The 21,476-nt window shown below is 32.7% G+C and carries 22 protein-coding genes and 1 rRNA gene; 10 read left to right on the forward strand and 13 right to left on the reverse strand.

Annotated elements, in window-relative coordinates:
• Window positions 1–17: 17 nt before the first annotated feature.
• Both H277_RS0117710 and H277_RS0117715 read right to left on the reverse strand, forming a co-directional pair.
• The gene (locus H277_RS0117710) at window positions 18–524 is read right to left on the reverse strand and encodes a DUF2314 domain-containing protein (RefSeq protein ID WP_019976967.1); all 507 of its coding nucleotides are present in this window, start codon (window positions 522–524) and stop codon (window positions 18–20) included.
• A gap of 41 nt (window positions 525–565) precedes the next feature.
• Window positions 566–1,954, reverse strand: coding sequence for an HTTM domain-containing protein (locus H277_RS0117715; protein ID WP_019976968.1), 1,389 nt, complete (start codon window positions 1,952–1,954; stop codon window positions 566–568).
• Window positions 1,955–2,026: 72 nt separating this feature from the next.
• On the opposite strand from H277_RS0117715, the gene H277_RS0117720 reads away from it, so the two are divergent.
• Entirely contained in the window at window positions 2,027–2,428 is a 402-nt protein-coding gene (locus H277_RS0117720; RefSeq protein WP_019976969.1) for a thiol-disulfide oxidoreductase DCC family protein, read from the forward strand.
• A gap of 527 nt (window positions 2,429–2,955) precedes the next feature.
• On the opposite strand, the gene H277_RS0117730 is transcribed toward H277_RS0117720, so the two are convergent.
• Window positions 2,956–3,732 (reverse strand): M48 family metalloprotease, encoded by a 777-nt coding sequence (locus H277_RS0117730; protein ID WP_019976971.1) that lies wholly within the window; start codon window positions 3,730–3,732, stop codon window positions 2,956–2,958.
• An 18-nt stretch (window positions 3,733–3,750) separates the two neighbouring features.
• A complete protein-coding gene (hisE, locus tag H277_RS0117735) occupies window positions 3,751–4,095 on the reverse strand; it encodes a phosphoribosyl-ATP diphosphatase (protein ID WP_019976972.1) in 345 nt (114 codons plus the stop codon).
• A 229-nt stretch (window positions 4,096–4,324) separates the two neighbouring features.
• Here hisE and gcvP point away from each other — a divergent pair, with 229 nt between their 5' ends.
• The 5 genes from gcvP to H277_RS0117765 all read left to right on the forward strand — a co-directional run bounded on the left by gcvP (window position 4,325) and on the right by H277_RS0117765 (window position 12,151).
• Window positions 4,325–7,180: an aminomethyl-transferring glycine dehydrogenase gene (gene gcvP / locus H277_RS0117740; protein ID WP_019976973.1), complete on the forward strand. Its 2,856-nt coding sequence runs from the start codon at window positions 4,325–4,327 to the stop codon at window positions 7,178–7,180.
• 161 nt (window positions 7,181–7,341) lie between these two features.
• Complete coding sequence (aqpZ, locus tag H277_RS0117745) at window positions 7,342–8,055, forward strand: aquaporin Z (RefSeq protein WP_019976974.1); 714 nt, start codon at window positions 7,342–7,344, stop codon at window positions 8,053–8,055.
• Window positions 8,056–8,485: 430 nt separating this feature from the next.
• Entirely contained in the window at window positions 8,486–9,049 is a 564-nt protein-coding gene (locus H277_RS0117750; RefSeq protein WP_019976975.1) for a hypothetical protein, read from the forward strand.
• Between the two features lie 7 nt (window positions 9,050–9,056).
• Window positions 9,057–10,586, forward strand: a complete 1,530-nt coding sequence (locus H277_RS0117755) for an L-type lectin family protein (protein WP_244874910.1) — start codon at window positions 9,057–9,059, stop codon at window positions 10,584–10,586.
• Window positions 10,587–11,122: 536 nt separating this feature from the next.
• Window positions 11,123–12,151, forward strand: coding sequence for a LacI family DNA-binding transcriptional regulator (locus H277_RS0117765; protein ID WP_019976978.1), 1,029 nt, complete (start codon window positions 11,123–11,125; stop codon window positions 12,149–12,151).
• Window positions 12,152–12,174: 23 nt separating this feature from the next.
• On the opposite strand, the gene H277_RS0117770 is transcribed toward H277_RS0117765, so the two are convergent.
• The 7 genes from H277_RS0117770 to H277_RS0117805 all read right to left on the reverse strand — a co-directional run bounded on the left by H277_RS0117770 (window position 12,175) and on the right by H277_RS0117805 (window position 18,641).
• The gene (locus H277_RS0117770) at window positions 12,175–12,744 is read right to left on the reverse strand and encodes a DUF1572 family protein (protein ID WP_019976979.1); all 570 of its coding nucleotides are present in this window, start codon (window positions 12,742–12,744) and stop codon (window positions 12,175–12,177) included.
• A gap of 232 nt (window positions 12,745–12,976) precedes the next feature.
• A complete protein-coding gene (locus H277_RS0117780) occupies window positions 12,977–13,492 on the reverse strand; it encodes a DUF421 domain-containing protein (protein WP_019976981.1) in 516 nt (171 codons plus the stop codon).
• A gap of 67 nt (window positions 13,493–13,559) precedes the next feature.
• Entirely contained in the window at window positions 13,560–14,468 is a 909-nt protein-coding gene (locus tag H277_RS0117785) for a M28 family metallopeptidase (RefSeq protein ID WP_019976982.1), read from the reverse strand.
• Between the two features lie 68 nt (window positions 14,469–14,536).
• Window positions 14,537–15,205 carry a sterol desaturase family protein gene (locus H277_RS0117790; RefSeq protein ID WP_019976983.1) on the reverse strand — a complete coding sequence of 223 codons (669 nt, stop codon included), beginning with the start codon at window positions 15,203–15,205 and terminating at the stop codon, window positions 14,537–14,539.
• Window positions 15,206–15,339: 134 nt separating this feature from the next.
• Complete coding sequence (locus H277_RS0117795) at window positions 15,340–16,623, reverse strand: citrate synthase (RefSeq protein ID WP_019976984.1); 1,284 nt, start codon at window positions 16,621–16,623, stop codon at window positions 15,340–15,342.
• A gap of 80 nt (window positions 16,624–16,703) precedes the next feature.
• Entirely contained in the window at window positions 16,704–17,996 is a 1,293-nt protein-coding gene (gene eno / locus H277_RS0117800; protein ID WP_019976985.1) for a phosphopyruvate hydratase, read from the reverse strand.
• 195 nt (window positions 17,997–18,191) lie between these two features.
• Window positions 18,192–18,641 (reverse strand): hypothetical protein, encoded by a 450-nt coding sequence (locus tag H277_RS0117805; RefSeq protein ID WP_026357717.1) that lies wholly within the window; start codon window positions 18,639–18,641, stop codon window positions 18,192–18,194.
• A 130-nt stretch (window positions 18,642–18,771) separates the two neighbouring features.
• Here H277_RS0117805 and greA point away from each other — a divergent pair, with 130 nt between their 5' ends.
• The 4 genes from greA to H277_RS0117825 are packed head-to-tail and all read left to right on the forward strand — an operon-like array spanning window position 18,772 to window position 20,622.
• The gene (greA, locus tag H277_RS0117810) at window positions 18,772–19,251 is read left to right on the forward strand and encodes a transcription elongation factor GreA (RefSeq protein WP_019976987.1); all 480 of its coding nucleotides are present in this window, start codon (window positions 18,772–18,774) and stop codon (window positions 19,249–19,251) included.
• A 21-nt stretch (window positions 19,252–19,272) separates the two neighbouring features.
• Window positions 19,273–19,665 carry an HIT family protein gene (locus tag H277_RS0117815; RefSeq protein ID WP_019976988.1) on the forward strand — a complete coding sequence of 131 codons (393 nt, stop codon included), beginning with the start codon at window positions 19,273–19,275 and terminating at the stop codon, window positions 19,663–19,665.
• Between the two features lie 3 nt (window positions 19,666–19,668).
• Entirely contained in the window at window positions 19,669–20,238 is a 570-nt protein-coding gene (locus tag H277_RS0117820; protein WP_019976989.1) for a tetratricopeptide repeat protein, read from the forward strand.
• Complete coding sequence (locus H277_RS0117825) at window positions 20,239–20,622, forward strand: hypothetical protein (RefSeq protein ID WP_019976990.1); 384 nt, start codon at window positions 20,239–20,241, stop codon at window positions 20,620–20,622.
• On the opposite strand, the gene H277_RS0117830 is transcribed toward H277_RS0117825, so the two are convergent.
• Window positions 20,619–21,047 carry an NUDIX hydrolase gene (locus H277_RS0117830; protein WP_019976991.1) on the reverse strand — a complete coding sequence of 143 codons (429 nt, stop codon included), beginning with the start codon at window positions 21,045–21,047 and terminating at the stop codon, window positions 20,619–20,621. The genes H277_RS0117825 and H277_RS0117830 overlap by 4 nt on opposite strands.
• A 225-nt stretch (window positions 21,048–21,272) precedes the next feature.
• Window positions 21,273–21,381 (reverse strand): 5S ribosomal RNA (gene rrf, locus H277_RS0117835).
• Window positions 21,382–21,476: the final 95 nt, after the last annotated feature.

Raw genomic sequence — 21,476 nt, forward strand, 5'->3', positions numbered from 1 at the left:
GGCTTTTTTATTTATGATTAATCTTCAAACTTTACTTTATATTGTTTGTCAAATTCTGCACGTTGTTTATCATCTAATTTACTTCGAAGGTATTTTATCGTAAATCCTCCAATCATTTTATCTCCTTTGTAATACATCCAATCTCCTATTTTATTAGGATCTATTGTTATTGTATCTCCAACTTTTAACTCTTTTATATACTGAGGCGTACTATTGACAATTCCTTTGAAAGTATCATTATCATTCACAATATCACTTACCCAAATTCCTTCTTTTAATTCAGATTTTGGGATTTGATATTTTTGTTGAATCATAAAATTAGTTGTCGTCGTATCTTTCATGGATAGCGCTAACTTAAAATCATCAAACGTTTGTTGTGCTTCTTTTCCGATACTATCCAAATCTTTGTGCTCTTGTTTTTGTTTATCCAAACCCTTGTAAGCATTTACACCGGCATCTTCTGTTTTCTTTCCACATGAGGATAATAAGGTTGCAAATGCAATTGCTAAAAAAGTATATTTCATAATTGTATTCTTTGATTGTTGTTGTATAAAGTTACACAATTTTATTCAAAATAAGATAAATGCAATTCTTTTGGTGTAGGTTGTATCCATTTTTGATGCCCAAAATAACTCCATGTTGTATAAGCCAAATTATAATTAGGATTTGTAAACTGATAATATTCACTTCCGTTTACAGAAACTTTTGCATCCACAAAAATTTTCACATCCTGTACACCATTTTTGGCATAATCATATTTCACAAAACGTGCAAATTGCCACATCATGTCAGGACTGACAGCCATTTTTGACATTTGCTTAAATGTTAAATATTTCGTCAAATCTACTTTCTCTCTTTTCAAAAATTTTCCTTTTTTTTGAGGATCCGGTTTTGAAACATAAACTTCCACTTCTCCCGATTTATTTCGCAGCATCATCCGCCAAGACAAACGGTGTCCTTCCTCTGTCCAAAATACATTTCCGGGGATGAAATAATGGCGAACGGGTAAATAGATTTGCCAAAGTATATAGAAACACATCAAATAAGAAAACATCACACGTCGAGTCGTTAACAGATTATCATCATCCGATCGATCCATCATAAACGATTTTTTAGGAAAAACTACTTCCTGGACTTTTACAGGATCGTAAAAGAAAATCATCATCGCCAATGCAAAAAAAGGAAATATTCCTATTCCAAAAATAGCTGAGTTGAAGATATGAAAGAAAACAGCACATTTAAAAGCTATTCCACGCGTTCTACTCATTAACATTGCAGGAATAATAAGTAAATCAAAAAAGAAACCTCCCCAAGCAAAAACCTGAGCAAATCCTAAACTGCTCACAACTTTTCCTAATCCGACCAAGTTATATTTAGTCGTTAACAAATCGCCGTATTCGTGAAATTTCATTTGTAAAAAAACACCGTTAAACCAATCGGGATATAATTTAGCAAATGCTGCAAAAGTATAAACAATCAACAATTGAATAATCAACAATGTCGGTACCCAATTTCGCATGGTTAAGCGCTTTATTTTAGGAAAGATCAAACTATCTATCGAAAAGAAATGATGGGCAGGAATTACCGTCATCATCCACGAAACAAGCATAAATAAATAATAATGATTGTTATAACTTGTTTTTTGCATGAAATAAGTCAACGACCACAAAATAGAAAAAAGGATAATTGAAAACCGATACGCAAAACCAAAAACAATAAACCATCCTAGTATTCCCATCAACACATAGAGGTAAATCATATTTTGCCCCAAGAAAACATTTGTCCATTCGAAACCTATGAACGAAAAGGTAAGTTGCGGCTCAACAAAGTTGTTTTGTACCCACCCTGTAAAGATGGCACCCCAACATTCTGCTACAACTAATAGTCCGAAGATAATTCGAAAAATCACAAGTGGAGAATTATCAACTTTTCGAAATAAATATTCACTAAACATGATTGATTGTTAATTTTGGCTAATTTAAAAATAACCTTTAGAGTTTAGCTACTTTTGACGTATATTTATTGTATGAAAACGGAGAAAATTATTTTGTTTGATGGCATTTGCAATTTATGCAACCAATCGGTTCAGTTTGTGATAAAGCACGACAAAGCAAATCAGTTCCTTTTTGCTTCCTTACAATCCGATTTCGGTCAGAATTTTCTGAAAGAAAAGAAGCTGGATGCAACCGATTTCGATTCAATGGTTTTTATTGAGAATGATAAATTTTATACCAAATCCTCAGCTCCTCTTCGAATAGCAAACTATTTAGACCAAAAAGTTTCCTGGCTACGTTTTTTTATGATTGTTCCAAAACCTATTCGAGACTTTGTTTATAGCATTATTGCTAAAAACAGATACCATTGGTTCGGAAAAAAAGAAAGCTGTTGGTTACCTACTCCGGAATTGAAAGCGAAGTTTTTGGAATAATTTTGGAACGAATAATTTTTACAATTTCTTCTTTTTCTGACAATGATAAAACTTGTACTCCTGTCAAAAATAAAGTTTCTTGAGAAGTCATTATTTTGATCATATTCTTGTAAAAAAAATCATTCACTAAAGAAACGTTCTTGATCTTACTGAACTCTAAACTTTCTAAGCTATTATAGAAATGAAAAACATCATAACGTGATTCCGGTGATTTTCTATATTTTATTTGGGAGTTATGAATCTCTATAAGTATAATTCTTTGACTGTTTTTAACCAATTTTATTCCATATGAAATGAGTATAACTTTCAGAAACAAAAAAATAACTGATCCAATTATTGATGCAAAATCATCAAAATTTAAGACTAATCTTTTTAGTACATCACTTAAGGTCAATTGGGAAAGATCATCAAAAATAAAATCAATTAAAACAAGAGAAAAGCCTATCATTATAAAAACACAGCCAATTACTCGACTTCTAATAGTTGATAAATAATATCTTTTAATGATAGAATTAATAGTTGTAATTTTAATTCGATTTATATTTCTCTATAGCTGCTTTTATTTTTTCGCGACGATTAGAAGGTGATGGATGTGTGCTTTGAAATTCAGGAACCTGACTTCCTCCTGAGGCTTCCTCTAAAATATCCATTACACCAATTAAGGCTTCGGGATTATAACCTGCCTGAATCATAAACCGAACCCCTAAATCATCCGATTCTAATTCATCATCACGACCATATTTCATATTCACCATATTCGCTACAACTTGTGCATAATATGCCGAATTAGCATCACCCGCTGCAACACCTGCTGCTCCTGCAATTCCTTGTGAAAGTTCTTGTTTTGATAGTTGTTCTGCACTATGACGTGCAATGACATGACCGACTTCATGTCCTAAAACACCAGCCAATTGATCCTCATTTTGCAAGCGTGTTAATAAAGCTTCGGTAATAAAGATAGGCCCTCCAGGCAGCGCAAAAGCATTTACAGTCCGATTATCAGCCAAAACATAAAACTGGAAAGGATAATTCGTTTTGCGTGCGTCACTGTTGTTGACAATCTTCGTCCCAACTTGTTTCACGAGTTCTTGATATTGTACATTTTGCGATAACCCACCAAATTCTCTTGCCATTTGCGGAGCCGAATTCACTCCCATTGCAATCTCATCTTCTTTCGTTAAAGAAATATACTGTTTTTCGCCTGTAATTTCGTTGACTTCAGAGGATGAAAAATATTTAATAACTGAAAAAATAACAATTGCTGCAGCAATGATTAGTTTTATCGACGTACCGCCTTTTTGCATATGAATGTGAGGTGTTAATTATTTTTTATGCCTTTTTTTCAGAATTTCCAACACATCTTTCAATTCAAAACCGCGAGCATGTAAAGCCATTAAGTAATAAAAGAACACATCTGCCGATTCTTCCAAAAAGTTCTCATCATTGTCTTGTTCAGAAGCAATTACCATTTCCACTGCTTCTTCTCCCATTTTTTTAGCAATTTGCGAATTACCTTTTTTATGAACTCGTTTCATTTTAGATTTTTTCGCATCTTCTAATTTTGATTCTTCCATCATCATCTCCAATTTCTTTAGAAAAGGAAATTTTTTCTCTTTTTTGACTTCAGAAGTATTCTCGTTAAGTTCCATAAAATCGTTTGTTTGCATAGATTTTTTAACTGTAGGATAAATTTATAAAATTCTCGTGAATTATTTGTTCCAATTTTACTGCCAATATGACTATTTTTTTGAAAAAAATAAAGTTTTTATGGCTATTTATTTATAAAAAACTGATTTTCTAATTCATTCATTCATTTGATTTTTAACATGTCTATTCACTTTTATTTTAAGAGAAAATAATGTATTTTTACGCGAAAATAAACATAGCGCAAACACAATGAACACAAACGATTTTTCCATTAGACATATTGGAAACAATGCGCAGCAAGCAGCTGAAATGCTTACTGTAATTGGGAAAGATTCTATTGATTCTTTAATTGAGGCAACAGTTCCTCAAAACATTCGATTGAAAAATGCTTTGGATTTACCAGAAGCGTTATCAGAATTTGAAGCGATCAATCATTTAGCTGAAATTGCTTCAAAAAATAAGAAAGTAAAAAATTACCTTGGATATGGCTATTACGGTACCATTTTACCCGCTCCTATTCAACGTAATGTATTAGAAAATGCTGGTTGGTACACAGCTTATACACCATATCAGGCAGAAATTGCGCAAGGACGTTTAGAGGCTTTATTAAATTTCCAAACTGTTATCTCTGATTTAACAGGTTTACCTATTGCAAATGCTTCTTTATTAGACGAAGGTACAGCATGTGGTGAAGCAATGCATATGTTATTTGAATCTCGTTCCAGAGACCAAAAGAAAAATAATGTAAACAAATTTTTCGTAGCTGATAATTTATTTCCTCAATCTATAGCTGTTTTAGAGACGAAAGCACATGGATTAGGAATTGAATTAGTCATCGGAAATTTTGAAACAACTGAATTAACAGAAGAATTCTTCGGAGCAATTGTTCAATACATTGGTAAAGGAGGACAAATTAATAATTATAAATCATTTGTCGTAAAAGCAAATGCCGTTAATGCAAAAGTTGCAGTTGCTACAGATTTATTGGCGTTAACTCTGTTAACACCTCCGGGTGAATGGGGAGCTGATATTGCAATCGGTACATCTCAACGTTTTGGTGTTCCAATGGGATACGGTGGTCCACACGCTGCTTTTTTATCTTGTACTGAAGAGTATAAACGTGTAATTCCGGGACGTATCATTGGAGTGTCTCAAGACCGTTTAGGAAACTATGCTTTGCGTATGGCTTTACAAACACGTGAGCAACATATCAAACGTGAAAAAGCAACTTCTAATATTTGTACTGCACAAGTCTTATTAGCTGTTATGGCGTCTTTCTATGCTGTTTATCACGGAAAAGATGGTTTACAATTTATCGCAAATCAAATTCATACAAAAGCCGGAATATTACAGGCCGGTGTTCAACATTTAGGATTCAAAACAGTTAATACCGAATTCTTTGATACTGTTCAAATCGAAGTAGAAAACACAGACGAAATCGTGAAAATTTTTGCTGAAGAAGAAATGAATGTGAACGGTTTCGAAAATGGGAAGATTTCAATCACTGTTGATGAAATGACAACAGAAGAAGACATCTTCGAGATCTTAAGTGTTTTTGCGACAATCAAAAAGACAGAAGATGATTTCGAATTTGAAGTTGACGATTCATATTTACCACAAGATTTAATCAGAACTTCTGATTTCTTAACACACGAGAATTTCAATTTATATCATACAGAAACAGAATTAATGCGTTACATCAAACGTTTAGAGCGTAAAGACTTAGCGCTTAATCAATCGATGATCGCATTGGGTTCTTGTACAATGAAATTGAATGCTGCAACTGAATTATTGCACATGTCTTGGGAAAGAATGGGAAATGTACACCCTTTCACACCAAAAGAACAGGTTGAAGGTTACCAAACATTAATCAAAAACTTAGAAGAGTATTTAGCTGTTATCACAGGGTTTGATGCGACTTCTTTACAACCAAATTCTGGTGCACAAGGAGAATATGCCGGGTTGATGGTCATTCGTTCTTACTTTGAAGCAAGAGGAGAAGGGCACAGAAATGTTGCTTTAATTCCACAATCTGCTCACGGAACTAACCCTGCTTCTGCTGCAATGGCTGGAATGCAAGTTGTTGTTGTAAAAAACTTAGAGTCCGGGGAAACAGACTTAGTTGATTTGAAAGATAAATGTGAAAAACATAAAGATAACTTAGCTGCATTGATGATTACTTATCCATCAACTTATGGCGCATTTGATAGCAATATCGAAGAAGTTACTGAAATGATTCACGCTTACGGAGGGCAAGTTTATATGGATGGCGCAAACATGAATGCACAAGTTGGATTAACTTCTCCCGGAAATATTGGTGCAGACGTTTGTCACTTGAATTTACACAAAACATTCGCTATTCCTCACGGAGGCGGAGGACCTGGTGTAGGACCAATTTGTGTGAAAGCGCACTTAGCTCCTTTCTTAGGATCGTCTCCAATCATCGAAACAGGTGGAAAAGAAGCTAAGAATACATTTGCTGCAGCTCCTTATGGTTCTGCATTCATTTTACCAATTTCTTATTCTTACATTTTAATGTTAGGAGCAGAAGGTTTATTGAAAGCTACACAAGGTGCAATCTTAAATGCCAATTACATGAAAACTCGTTTAGAGAAGCATTTTGATATTTTATATACAAATGCAAACAATGTCGTTGCACACGAATTCATTTTAGATTGCCGCCCATTCAAAAAAGCAGGTATTGAAGTTACCGATATCGCAAAACGTTTAATTGATTATGGTTTCCACGCGCCAACAGTGTCATTTCCTGTTGCCGGAACATTAATGGTAGAACCTACAGAATCTGAAAATAAAGCGGAATTGGACCGTTTCTGCGAAGCATTAATTTCTATTCGTCAAGAAATTGATGAGGTTGTAAATGGTGATTATCCAGTTGACAACAATGTATTACATAATGCACCACACCCAATTCATTTGATTACAGCTGACGAATGGGATTATCCTTATACTCGTTCTAAAGCTGCTTATCCTGCTGAATGGGTTCGTGAACGTAAATTCTTTGCATCTGTTTCTCGTATTGATGATGCTTACGGAGACCGTAACTTAATCTGTACATGTGCACCTATTGAAGCATATATGGACTAATAAAATTAGAGATTAGAATCTTTTTTCAAATATGTAAATCGCTCTGATTACTCAGAGCGATTTTTTTGTTTAAATTAATTTTATTAAAAAAATCACTTGTATTTCTTAATTTTTTCTTAAATTGTTTTTCAACTAAACTTTTTAATATTAAAAAAATACTTATGAAAAATTATGCTGCCGAGTTTTTTGGCACTTTTTGGTTAGTCTTCGGAGGTTGTGGTAGTGCAATCTTTGCAGCAGGAATTCCAGAGCTGGGAATTGGTTATGCTGGTGTCGCATTAGCATTTGGTCTTACTGTATTGACAATGGCTTATGCAGTTGGTCATATTTCCGGTGGTCATTTTAACCCTGCTGTGTCCTTTGGATTATTCGCCGGAGGTCGATTTGACGGAAAACAATTAATCCCTTATATTGTTTCGCAAGTCTTAGGTGCAATTGCTGCTGCGGGAGTTTTGTATTTGATTGCTTCTAACAATGATGCCGGCTTGATTATAGATAATACTAAAGCAGGCGCCTTTGCTGCAAATGGTTATAGTGCTTTATCCCCGCACGGCTATAATGTGACTGCTGCTTTCTTGATTGAATTTGTTTTAACAGCTTTCTTTTTAATTGTAATTTTAGGAGCTACAGATAAATTTGCAAACGGAAAATTTGCAGGAATCGCAATTGGATTAGCTTTAACATTAATTCATTTAATTTCGATTCCGATCACAAATACATCTGTAAATCCTGCCCGATCTACATCTCAGGCTATTTTTGTAGGAGGCGACTATATTCCTCAGCTGTGGTTATTTTGGGCAGCACCAATCGCAGGAGCAATTGTAGGTGGATTAATTTATAAACTTCTTCTGCAGAAAGAAGAAAATTTAGCATAACAAATGAAAAAGTCCAGTTCAATTTGAACTGGATTTTTTCATTTTAATCATTGCTATTAATCAGTCATATCTTAAAATTCATAATTGTTTATTGTCTTATCTATTCAACTGATAAATCTTATCAGCATCTATGCTTACTTTTTCTACTTATAATGAAAGTTTACATTCTCCATTCTTAAACTACTACTTTCTTTAAGACTAATTATTTAGTTGATTATTTCATGCTTCTTTTCAAAATTATTTTTAGCAATTGGGAACGTTCCCTTAAAAAAGGGAACGTTCCCAATTATTCTTTGCTCAATAAATTATATTCAAGTAATTGTAATCAAGTAATTTCACCAAATAAAAATATTTAATTGTAATCATATCACAAAAAAAACCTAACTAACTTTCACCAAAATAATCAATCCTATAAAATCAATTTATTATAATGAAAAATTTATTTTTACTATTTATTACCTCTATCGGATTCGCACAGGTAGGAATTAATACAGAAAATCCAGACCCAAGCTCATCACTCGATATAAAAAGTTCTACTACAGGAATTTTGATTCCCCGTCTTACTTCTAATGAAATCAAAAATATTATACAGCCTGCAAACGCTTTAATGGTCTATGATTTAACTAAAAAATGTTTAAGTCAAAATATTGGTACAAAAGATTTGCCTGAATGGTTCTGCCTGAATGCAAATACAAATAAATCCTTTTATATGCCAAGTATTCCATTTGAAACGAGTTCTTCAAAAACAGCTCAACAGAAAGATTTGTATAGTTTGTATGTAAAACAATTTGCAACACCCTTAGCAAAAAGTCCAAGTTCTCCATCAGCTGTCCCATATTATTTGAGCAAACAAGATTTATTTTATTATATTTTAGATGCGGATACTAAGGTCTTTAAAAATATAAAGATTGATGACAATGGTATCATGACATATGATGTAGTTGCAAACGCAACAGATTATACCTTTATCAATATTTTATTTGTTGTAAAGTAACAGGTGTATGAGAAAATTTTACATGTATTCCGTTTTAGCTTTCTTATTTGGAAGCTCTTCTTTCTTGTCTGCTCAAAATGAAAACGGAACAGGATTCCCTTATTTTGTAGATTTCACAAAAGGAACACAACCCAAAGAAGCTTATAAACCTGTTGTTCCCGGCGCAGTTAATAGTGCGACATTTACTAAAGATGGTTTAAGGCTAACCGATGCCGTAAAAAATTCATTCGGAGCCATTTTGCTTTCTGATCAAATTTTCAAAAATGATGAAGGGATAAAATTCGAATTTGAATATATATCTTACGGCGGGACTAAATTTGATGGTTCTCGTGGCGATGGTTTTTCTATCTTTTTAATAGATGGAGACATTCCGAAAGAACAATTAAATATTGGAGCAAATGGTGCCGGACTTGGTTACAGTTACAATGACACAAATGACAAAAGATACAACACAGAAGGTTTAAGGGGTGCCTTTTTGGGAATTGGGTTTGATGAATTCGGTAATTTTAAAAAACAATTTTATCAAGGTGAGGAACATCGAAATGGAATTTTAAACTATCCAAAAGGAGAATATAACAATCATATCACATTAAGAGGTAAGCGGGATACAAAATACAGAGGTTATCCTGTTTTATACACAGTTTCAACAAAAGCACTTAAAAACTCATCAAACAGAGCTGCTTCTTTAGATGTTAATACAGGTAAATTTAAATATGAAAAAAATGACACTTTTGATAGTTTTTCGGTTGATATTGATGGAAGCAAAATACCTCAAAATGAAGAAGATTCTAATTTTAGAAAAGCTTTTTTAATACTAGAACCCTCAAAGCTAGGGGGCTACAATATTACTGTAAAAATAAAAGCAGGAAATAAGTTACATACCGTAATTGATAATTATCATTATCCGATTCAACTAACTTATGAGGACAACGGTGTAAAACCTTCCGTTTTCCGAAAATTAGATACTTCTCCTCCTAAAACCTTAAGAATAGGTTTTGCTGCTTCTACTGGTCAGGCAACAAATATCCATTTACTTAAAAATTTAGGTGTATCGAAAGCATATGCTGCAGAAGCAACGGATGATCTGTATTCTACTTGTAGAAATAAATCTATTACGACTACTCCACTAAACAATGATATTGCATATTCTGTTCTCCCTTATGGAAGAATAGTAATTGATGGAGAAATCGTAAAAGGGAATGAGTATATCGATTATAAATCGTTTCGGTTTTTAACAAAAGAAGGTGAAGTTATTCCAAATAATCCAAATTATACGTATACTTCAGACGAAGGAACTTGGATCTATGATAGGAATACAGGAGAATTAAAATTTACGCCTGTTGCAAAATTTGAAGGAATTGCCTATTTAAGATATGATATAAAAGGAGGAGGAAGAGATGGTGATGAAGCGCCGTTCAATCAAGAGGATTATCGTTCCTTTCCTGCGTTAATTCAAGTTCAGGTCATAAATGATAAAACGTGTGGTAAATCATTTATCATCTCGAATCAAAATGTGACTTCTAAAATAATTAAGTAACCCTAAATAAAAAAGTAAATTAAATGAAACAATCTCTCTATTTTGGTTTACTTTTTTTGTTTTTATTTTTTCTCAGTTGCCAAAATAAAAAACTTGATGAATTGAATGCTAAAGTTGATTATCAGGAAAAGATGATCAAAAGGCAAAAAAGTAAAATAACTCAGCTCACAATCGAATTAAAAAACTGCCATACAGGCAAATGTAATCATCAAGATTTATAAAATTTATTCAACAAAGAGGTTTATGGGTTGATGAACAATAAAACCAATTTTTCAGAAAAGTTCATTTGTCTTATGTTAATCCTCATTCAAAGGATTCTTCATTTTTTTGCCTCAAGGTTATGAAACAGAATTTGTTAAAAAACCGAAAGGACAACGAAATTACCAAATGTGAACTTTTAACTGTAAAATTACTCGTAACCTTGTTGGAAAAATTTTAAATATAAAGACAGAATGCTAATCATCAATTTTAACACCTTATTAGTTTGATTTCTATTCTCTCCTTTATTTCTGCTATACCCAATTAAACCTAACCGAATGAAAGAGAATAAAAAGATTACGATAAAAGATTTATCAAAATACCTCTCGTTATCTACATCTACCATATCACGCGCATTTTTAGAAAATCAAAATATTAATCCTGATACTAAAAAAAGGATATTAGAAGCTGCTAAAAAGTTTGATTATAAACCTAATCGGTTGGCTTTAAATTTGAAATCAGGACAAACTAAGAATATTGGGGTAATTGTTCCGGAAATGGTAACACCTTATGCCATATCTGTTATTCGGGGAATAGAAAATATCGTATATCCGAAAGATTATCAGCTTATCATAAAAGTTTCAGATGAAGACAAGAACAAAGAGAGGCAGAATATTCTATTCTTTGAAAACCTAAAGGTAGATGCTTTAATTGTTTGTACATGTAATGAAGCTGAAAATATTGATCTGTACCAAAAGTTAATAATGAACGGCACTCCGGTTATTTTCTACGACCGCATTCCTAATATCGAATTAAAAGCACCAAAAGTAATTGTTAAAGATGCTATTTATTCCTCATTAATGGTTGAACATTTAATAAGTACCGGAAAAAAAAGAATTGTACACATTTTAGGACCAAATACAATTCGGAATGCCAAAGAAAGAGAAATGGGCTACGATAGAATACTGAAAAAACATCAGCTACACGATGAACAATTAAAAGTGAGAGTTAAACAACTAAGTACATTCGATGGAAAAAAGGCCATAGAAGAACTTATTCATAAAAAGATACCATTTGATGCCATTTTTGCTTTTTCAGATATTTTGGCCATTGGAGCGATGAATTTTTTATTAGAAAAAGGTTATAAAATTCCTGAAGATATTGCTATTGCCAGTTTTTCGGGTACAATTTTATCATCTATGCTTCATCCTCAGTTGACGACTGTAGAATCTCCTCTAGAAGAAATGGGAGAAAAAGCTGCTCTACTGACACTGGAAAAAATAGAAAATCCGACAATCGAAAATAAAACGATTGTCTTGGATTCAAATTTAGCCTACAGGTCTTCAACCGGTGCTATTGAAAAATAAATTATTTAATTTCAACGATTTGTTCATTTCTCTTTATCTAAAAATTCATCTGTAAAATATTGTTTTTTTCTATCTGAAGAAAATTTGTTCTGGTTATAATCTGACGATTTATTTTTCGGAATCGAAAGGGAATTCCATTCAGCATCTTTTAACAATTTTCCAATAAAAACGATTTGTCCTACATGATAAGGATAATGAGCCAATTGTCTGTTTATTGCTTCTATTACCGTGTGACCTTCATTTCTAATGTAAATAACCTGCTCTAAATCTTCCTCTTTTTTGATACGCTTTAAAGCATCAAACATACAATTCCAGCCTCTTTGCCATTTCTCAAGAAGCTCATCTTTTGATTGAATCTGAGCTTCAAATTCTTCGTCACGATTCCGCCATTCTTTTTCACCGTCTGTTGTCAAAAAATCTGTCCAACGAGACAACATATTACCTGAAAGGTGATTCACAATAATTGCAATACTATTTGAATTTTCATTGTACTGCCAAAATAAATCTTGTTCAGATAATTGCGAAAATGTTTTTTCACCTAATTGTTTATAATATTGAAACTGTTTGATAATTCCATTCATTAAATCATTCATCTGCCGATTGTTTTTTATTAAATACAAAATGTTTTGTAATTCTTAATACAATATAAAGTACAATCAATACAATTCTATATTTGTATACTATTTCCAACCCTTTTATAGGAAAAAAATTCATTGAAAGAATGACGAATAATAAGAGGAGGAGTATACAATAGCTTAAAGGGTTGATTATTTTATTCATATTTGATTTTCAATTGAGTCATGAGATTTAATTTCTTATTCTAATTTAATTTGCTCCTTGTAAATTCTTGTGGTTATGTTTTCGTTTATAATGTGTTTCTTTCAAGTTATGGTCTCCACTTATAATCGAAATATTCCCATCTACTTCAAACATTGCAAGCTTCACATCTTTTATTTTATCTACACCATGCTCACGCATCGCTTCAAATAATTCTTCAGATGTTATTCCTAATTTACTTAACATGGTAAAATCGGCAATACCTTTGTGAATTAAAATTTCAGGTTTAGTTTCTAAAAGGTTTCTAATTTTTCTGTTTTTTAAAATTAGTTTCTTATAAATAAAATTTAAAAAGAACAGTACAAATGCAGCGATCAATCCTCCTTGTAAACTCGAATCCGGTCCTACCATCGCATTCTGAACAGCATTACTGATCAATAAAATAAGTACAACATCTGCTGTATTTAACTGGGATAATTCTTTTTTACCAAAAACCCTGATGGCGATAATCATAAAAGCATATACTGCTATACATCGTACAACTATATTGAAGTAAGTTTCCATTTATTTCAATTTAATAAAACTAAAATATACAAAAAAACCGTTCAACTTGGAACGGTTTGCTTCATCATTATTTCAAATATTTCGGTGCTTCGTTTTTCGTCATCATTTGATTTAAAACATGCCCGATTCCTTGTGTTATTTCTGAAAGATTTTCAAAATTAATCACCGATACTTCGTCATTTTTTTGGTGATAGTGTTTTTGATTTTCCATGTTTACGGATGATAAAGCATGTGATACAACTTTATGGTTCACAAAATTTACGTTATCCGAACGGAAAAATAATTGTTGTTGTAAATAAGGATCATTTTCCACTTTAAATGTTTTAGAGGAATTTTTGTTCATCAAATCCATCAAATCCGAACGATCGCTCCCGGTCATATACACTTTACCTTCTCCAAAAGCAGATACAGTCCCGATCATTTCTAAATTTAACATGACTTTCATATTGGGCAGATATGTTTGAAAGTTTGTATTCTCCACTAACATTTTAGAGCCTATTAGACCGATCTCTTCTGCATCAAAAGCCATAAACATCATTGTTTTATTAACTTTTTTATCTTTAAAATAATCTGACAAAGCCATTACAGCAGAAGTTCCACTCGCATTATCATCCGCACCGTTATAAATCTTGTCCTCTCCTTTTTCATCCGTTCCGACATGATCGAAGTGCGCACCAACCGCATAAATATCTGTTGATTTTCCTTCTTTTATTCCACAAACATTTTGTCCCGTTTTACCTTTGTATTCAAATTCAATTAAATACGAATTCCCTACACATGGTTTTAGATGATTTTGCTTGAACTTTTCTGCAATAAATTCGGCTGCCAAACGATTTTCAGGAGTTCCGAATTTTCTTCCTTTCATCTCATCAGAAGCTAATTCTTCTACATATTTTTTCTGGTTTTCTTTAGAATATTGCGCATTGATTTGATTGAATGTAAATAATCCAATTGCTAATAAAGTATATTTTCTCATTTTTCGATATGTGATTAATTTAAGGAAAGATACAAAAAAGACCTCTTATAAAAACTATCTGTCATCAATTACTTTCCTTTCTCAAACATCAAGTCTTTTACCTTTTCTTTATCTTCTTTTTCATTTTTAAGATCGAACATTGTTCCAAAGATTCTATCCCAGAATGTATTCGAAACACCAAATCCTAAGTCTTCATTTTTATAATGATGCAAATGATGATTACGCCAAAGCGGCTTCATGAATTTAAAAGGAGGTGCTACAGCATGAATTAAATAATGCATAGAAGCATACAGCAAATAACCAATCATAAAACCGGGAAAAAAAGCAAAAGTATATTTCCCTAAAAGTAAATATTGAACAAAAAATATAACAGAAGCCAATAAAATACTTGGCACAGGTGGCATAAATAAACGTTGTTTATCACGTGGATAATGGTGATGATTTCCGTGAAAAATATAAACAATTCGTTTAAGACTTTCCTGTTCAGCAGTCCAATGAAAAAGATAACGATGAGCAAAATATTCAAACAATGTCCAGAATAACACTGCTCCAATAAAAATAGAAATTACTGCTAAGGCAGATAAATCATACCGCGTAATTCCATAATACATACAGTAGGACAATAACGGGATATACATTCCCCAAATAACTGCGGGGTGACCTTTGGTCAACATTTCTAAATAGTTGTTTTCAAATAGTTGCGCTTGTCCCTTATTATGTATCTTCTCAAATTTCATATTCACAAAATTTAATTTACTTAAAAATAAAGCTTTAACCTCTTTTAAACAAACAATCTTTAGAAATTAATTGTTAAAAAAAATCCGAAAATCATTGATTGATTTTCGGATTGTATACTAAAATAAATTAAATCTTATCTTTTTTCAATTTCAACATAATCGCGTAATGGCGCTCCTGTATATAATTGACGAGGACGACCAATTGGTTGATTTGTTTCGCGCATTTCCATCCATTGAGCAATCCATCCTGGTAAACGACCAACAGCAAACATAACAGTAAACATTTCTGTAGGAATATCTAACGCTTTGTAAATGATTCCTGAGTAGAAATCTACATTTGGATATAAGTTTCTTGATTTGAAATACTCGTCTTCTAAAGCCGCTTTTTCTAATTTTTTTGCAATGTCTAAAATAGGATCATTGATACCTAATTTATCCAAAACATTATCAGCAGCAACTTTGATGATTTTTGCACGTGGATCAAAGTTTTTATAAACACGGTGTCCGAATCCCATTAAACGGAAAGGATCGTTTTTATCTTTTGCTTTTGCTAAATATTTCTCAACATCTCCACCATCATTTTTGATCGCTTCTAACATTTCTAATACCGCTTGGTTAGCTCCTCCGTGTAATGGTCCCCATAAAGCTGAGATACCACCTGAAATAGAAGCAAATAAGCCTGCGTGAGAAGAACCTACTAAACGAACACTAGATGTCGAACAGTTTTGTTCGTGATCTGCATGTAAGATTAATAATTTATCAATTGCATCAATAATTACAGGATCTAGTTCTAAATCTTGACCTGGTTTTTTGAATAATAATTGATAAAAGTTTTCAACGTAAGATAATTTATCGTTAGAGTAGTTTACTGGTAGACCTTTTATTTTTCTTTGTGTCCAAGAGGCTAATACAGGAAATTTTCCTAATAACGTAACCGCTGCACGGTACATATCTTCCGGAGAATTAACATCTACAACTTTTGGATTAAAAGCTGATAAAGCTGCTGTCAAAGAAGTTAATACTCCCATTGGGTGAGCAGAACTTGGAAATGCATCTAAGATTTTGATTAAATCTTCTGATACATAGTTGTACTCGTTAATATCTGTTATAAATTTATCTAATTCAGCTTGTGTAGGTAATTCTCCTTTGATCAACAAATACATTACTTCTACGAAAGAAGATTTTTCTGCTAATTGTTCAATAGGATATCCACGGTACATCAATTTTCCTTCTTCTCCATCTAAAAATGTAATTTTAGATTCACATGCCCCTGTATTTTTATACCCTGGATCCATTGTGATTAATCCTGTAGCACTTCTTAACTTGGAAATGTCAATAGATTTTTCGTCCATTGATCCCGTTGCAACCGGAAGTTCCAACTCATTTCCATTGTAATTTAATATTACCTTATCTGACATTTTATAGTTTATATTATTTATTGCGTAATTTACACTTTTTTTATTAATTCAAGACTGACAAATATCAGTCTTAAACAGTTTTATCGCTTAATTTTAAAAGCTTTAAGACCTGGAAAAATAGCTGTTTCTCCAAGAATTTCTTCAATACGTAATAATTGATTGTATTTTGCCATACGATCTGAACGAGATGCAGAACCTGTCTTGATTTGTCCTGTATTCAATGCAACCGCTAAATCTGCAATTGTAGCATCTTCAGTTTCTCCGGAACGGTGAGACATAACAGCTGTATAACGAGCATTTTGAGCCATTTGTACTGCTTTGATTGTTTCTGTTAGTGTTCCGATCTGGTTAAACTTAATTAAGATCGAATTCGCTGTTTCGGTTTCAATTGCCTGATCTAGCTTCTTAACGTTTGTAACCAATAAATCGTCTCCTACTAATTGTACACGATCTCCAATTTTATCTGTTAAGATTTTCCAACCTTCCCAATCATTTTCGTCCATCCCATCTTCGATAGATATAATTGGATATTTCTCAGACAATTCTGCTAAATAAGCTGCTTGCTCGGCAGAAGAACGAATAGCTCCTTTTTCTCCTTCGAATTTAGTATAATCATATTTTCCGTCGTGATAGAATTCTGATGAAGCACAATCTAATGCAATCATAATTTCTTCACCTGCTTTATAACCCGCTTTTTCAATTGCTGATAATACAGTTTCTAAAGCATCTTCTGTTCCTTCAAAAGTTGGAGCAAAACCACCTTCGTCACCTACTGCTGTAGATAAACCTCTATCGTGTAAAATTTTCTTTAATGCATGGAAAACTTCTGTTCCTTTGCGCAATGCATCTGAAAAAGATTCTGCCTGAACCGGCATAATCATAAATTCTTGGAAAGCAATTGGCGCATCTGAATGAGAACCTCCATTTACAATGTTCATCATCGGAACAGGCAATGTGTTGGCATTAACACCTCCAATATATCTGAATAACGGTAAACCTAATTCTTCTGCAGCTGCTTTAGCCAAGGCTAAAGAAACTCCTAAGATTGCATTTGCTCCTAATTTCGCTTTGTTTTCAGTTCCATCTAAGTCAATCATTATTTGATCAATTAAATTTTGTTCAAAAACCGAAAAACCTATTAATTCCGGAGCAATAACTTCATTTACATTCTCAATAGCTTTTAATACTCCTTTACCCAAATATAAGTCTCCGCCGTCACGTAATTCTACTGCTTCATATTCACCTGTAGATGCTCCCGAAGGAACAGCTGCACGTCCTAAAATACCTGATTCTGTAATGACGTCTACCTCTATTGTTGGGTTACCGCGAGAATCTAAAATCTGTCTTGCATGAATATGCGAAATAATGCTCATTGTATTATGTTTTATTTGATAATAAATTTTAATTTACCAAAAATAATGGATTTGTATAAGCTTTACAACGAAATTATTTTTTTTTAAAAATAATTTAAGGCAAAACTCATCTAAATAATTTATGCATGCATAATTAATAAATATAGTTTCAATATAAAAATAAAAAGTTTAAGTTTTTTGAAACCATATCAATTCTTAATTCACAATTGAAATTGTACCATTCGAGTTTACATATACCTGGTATGTTCTTGGAGCCCGATTGGCCACCTTTGTTGGCTGTCCTGTTAATAACATCCATTCTGATCCATCTGCATCACAAACCATCTTAATATCATCTTTTACATACAATGTCGTTTTTTCAGCTGGGCAAATATGCGGTGCATTACGATCATAAGCTTTATATCCTGATGCAGTACGTACCACAATAATACCTCTTGTCCCTGCCGTTGCTCCAGAGACATAAATCCAACCTCCAGGATTATTAAGTGCTGAGTACAAAGGTAAATTTGTATTTATGATGACATTAACTGTTGTCGTAGGAACACAGTTGACTGTTCCATCGTCTGAATTACACGATTGAAAAATCAGTATAAACGCCATAAACAAGACCAGCTTATTTAGAATGATTTTAATAAACTCTTTCATTTTTAATTTGGTATATATTTTTTACTATATTTGTAATAGAAAAATAAAATAGTCCTGCGCATATGTGTTAATATGTGTAGGATTATTTTTTATATGACTATTAATAAATATTTAATTAAACATTGTTGTTATGGCAAATATACAATATGTAACGAAAGAAGGATTAGAAAAGTTGCGTGAAGAGCTTCATCAGTTAGAAACTTTTGAGCGTCCAAAAATTTCGCAACAAATTGCTGATGCACGTGATAAAGGAGATTTATCTGAAAATGCAGAATACGATGCTGCAAAAGAAGCTCAAGGAATGTTAGAAATGCAAATCGCTAAACTAAAAGAAGTGGTTGCGTATGCACGTGTAATCGACGAATCTAAATTGGATCATTCTAAAGTATCTATATTATCAAAAGTTAAAATAAAAAATACTGCTAACGGACAAGAATTAGTGTACACTTTGGTACCGGAATCTGAAGCTGATTTAGCTAAAATGCGCATTTCTGTGAATACCCCAATTGCAAAAGGTTTATTAGGTAAATCTCTTGGTGAAGTTGCAGAAATCACATTACCTAACGGAATGACTTTAAATTTTGAAATTTTAGAAATATCTTTGGACTAATATTTCAAATTTTCAAAAATTATGGCAAGCATTTTCACTAAAATTATAAACGGAGAAATACCATCATACAAAATTGTCGAAAACGATCATTATATCGCTATTTTAGACGCTTTCCCTTTAGTAGAAGGACATGTATTGGTAATTCCTAAAATGGAAGTTGATAAAATTTTCGATTTAGACAAAGAAACCTATTTAGGTCTAATGGACTTTTCTTATGAAATTGCACAAGCTATAGAAAAAGCAATACCTTGTCTACGTGTTGGCGTAGCAGTTGTTGGTTTAGAGGTACCACATGTACATGTGCATCTGGTTCCTCTAAATTCAATGCAAGATATCAATTTCTCAAATCCAAAACTTCAATTATCTGCTGAGAAAATGACTGAAATTGTAGATAATATCAAATCATATTTATAATCGATGAACAAATACATTAAATTAGTAATCGCCGCTGTATTAATCGCTCTAGCAATCTTTTTGTTTACCATTCGCGAATACGGTTGGGGATTTGTTTCGTTATTAGTAACTGTATTCCCAATTTTATTTTATTTCAGAAATGAGAACATTTTGTTAGCATTCTGGTTTTTACGTAAAGAGGATATGGTAAAAGCAAAAAAATGGCTGCAAAAGATCAAAAATCCGTCATCTCAATTAATACCTAAACAAATGGGGTATTACCATTACATGATGGGAATTACTGAAGCGCAAGACAATGTTGCTGTTTCGGAAAAATACATGAAAGAAGCCTTAAACTATGGTTTATCTTTCGACCATGACAGAGCAATGGCAAACCTGTCTTTAGCAGGTGCTGCAATGGCAAAAGGTAAAAAGAAAGAAGCTGAAGGTTATATTAAAGAAGCGAAGAAAAACGATTCGAAAGGAATGTTTACTGATCAAATCAAAATGATGAATGATCAAATGAAACGTTTCAACGTTAGTAACTCGCAATTACAAAACCCACATATGCGTCACAAAGGGCGTAAATTCTAAATGGATATTTCAAAATTTACAGAAGAAACATCATCAAACACCAGCAAGTGGAAGAAAATCGAAGAATTCTTTAAACTAAATTTCACAGATGGTGAAACACCGGATTTAGATACGATTCTTTTTTTAATTGGTGTCCAAGAGTTAGGACAAGGAAAAAAGCGATTCAAAAAAGATGATAAACTAAATTTGTTGCATATTGCTGTTTGCCGGGTATTAGAACCTTTTGGTTTTTATCGTTTCGATGGACAAGACCCTGATGGTTGGCCTCATTTTGAGTTGTTGGAAGAATTACCACCACTCAAAACAAATGAGCAAACCTTACTAATGAAATACGCCGTCATTCAGTATTTTGATGATCAAAAAATAATAAACTTCGAATCTTAAGATTCGAAGTTTTCTTTTTTATACAATTCGATGACAACTTTATCAGCATCTAATGTAAACTTCTCTGCATTTAAATCAGTTGGCTTTATCCACAATAATTCGTTGATATCAGCATCTAAAACCTTCAATTTAGCTAAAGCTTTATCAGTAATCGTTACTTTATAATAAATCAATAAAACTTGTTCTGTAGGATCGAAAGCATTCCGTACAAAAAAATCTTGTGTATAGAAATGTGGCCCTATTACCACATCTAGATACAACTCTTCTTTAAATTCACGTTTTAAACAATCTCTGGTTCCTTCCCCAAACTCTAATCCTCCACCCGGGAATTTATAAATCAATTTCCCTTGAAATGGCTCATGAATTACCAATAGCTTTCCTTTATGTTCTAATAACGCATACACCCGTACGTTAAATGGCTTCATAATTTTTTATTTTAGAACCTAAATATAACCAATATTTTATTGATTTAAGAGCATACCCCCTCATTCCTATCGTTCAGGCTATGCGGAGTGAGTAAGCTAATTGTTAGGGTCAAGAGCGTTGAAAAAAATAAACTAGCTTTCAGGATTCCTTATCTAAAACCTTTATTTTTTATTTTACCCCATAAAAAAAGCCTCAAGTAATTCACTTGAGGCTTTTGATTAAAAAACTGGCGACGACCTACTCTCCCGTAAGTAACAGTACCATCGGCGCAGGCAGGCTTAACTTCTCTGTTCGGAATGGGAAGAGGTGAGCCCTGCAGCTATAGTCACCCTAATATTTTTATATAGGTTTTAGTTCCTATTATTTCTTTGACATTATTGTTTTATTTATTCACACAACCGGTATACTAACCTAATCCAAATAAGATT

It is taken from the genome of Empedobacter brevis NBRC 14943 = ATCC 43319 (assembly GCF_000382425.1).
Classification (GTDB): Bacteria; Bacteroidota; Bacteroidia; order Flavobacteriales; family Weeksellaceae; genus Empedobacter; species Empedobacter brevis.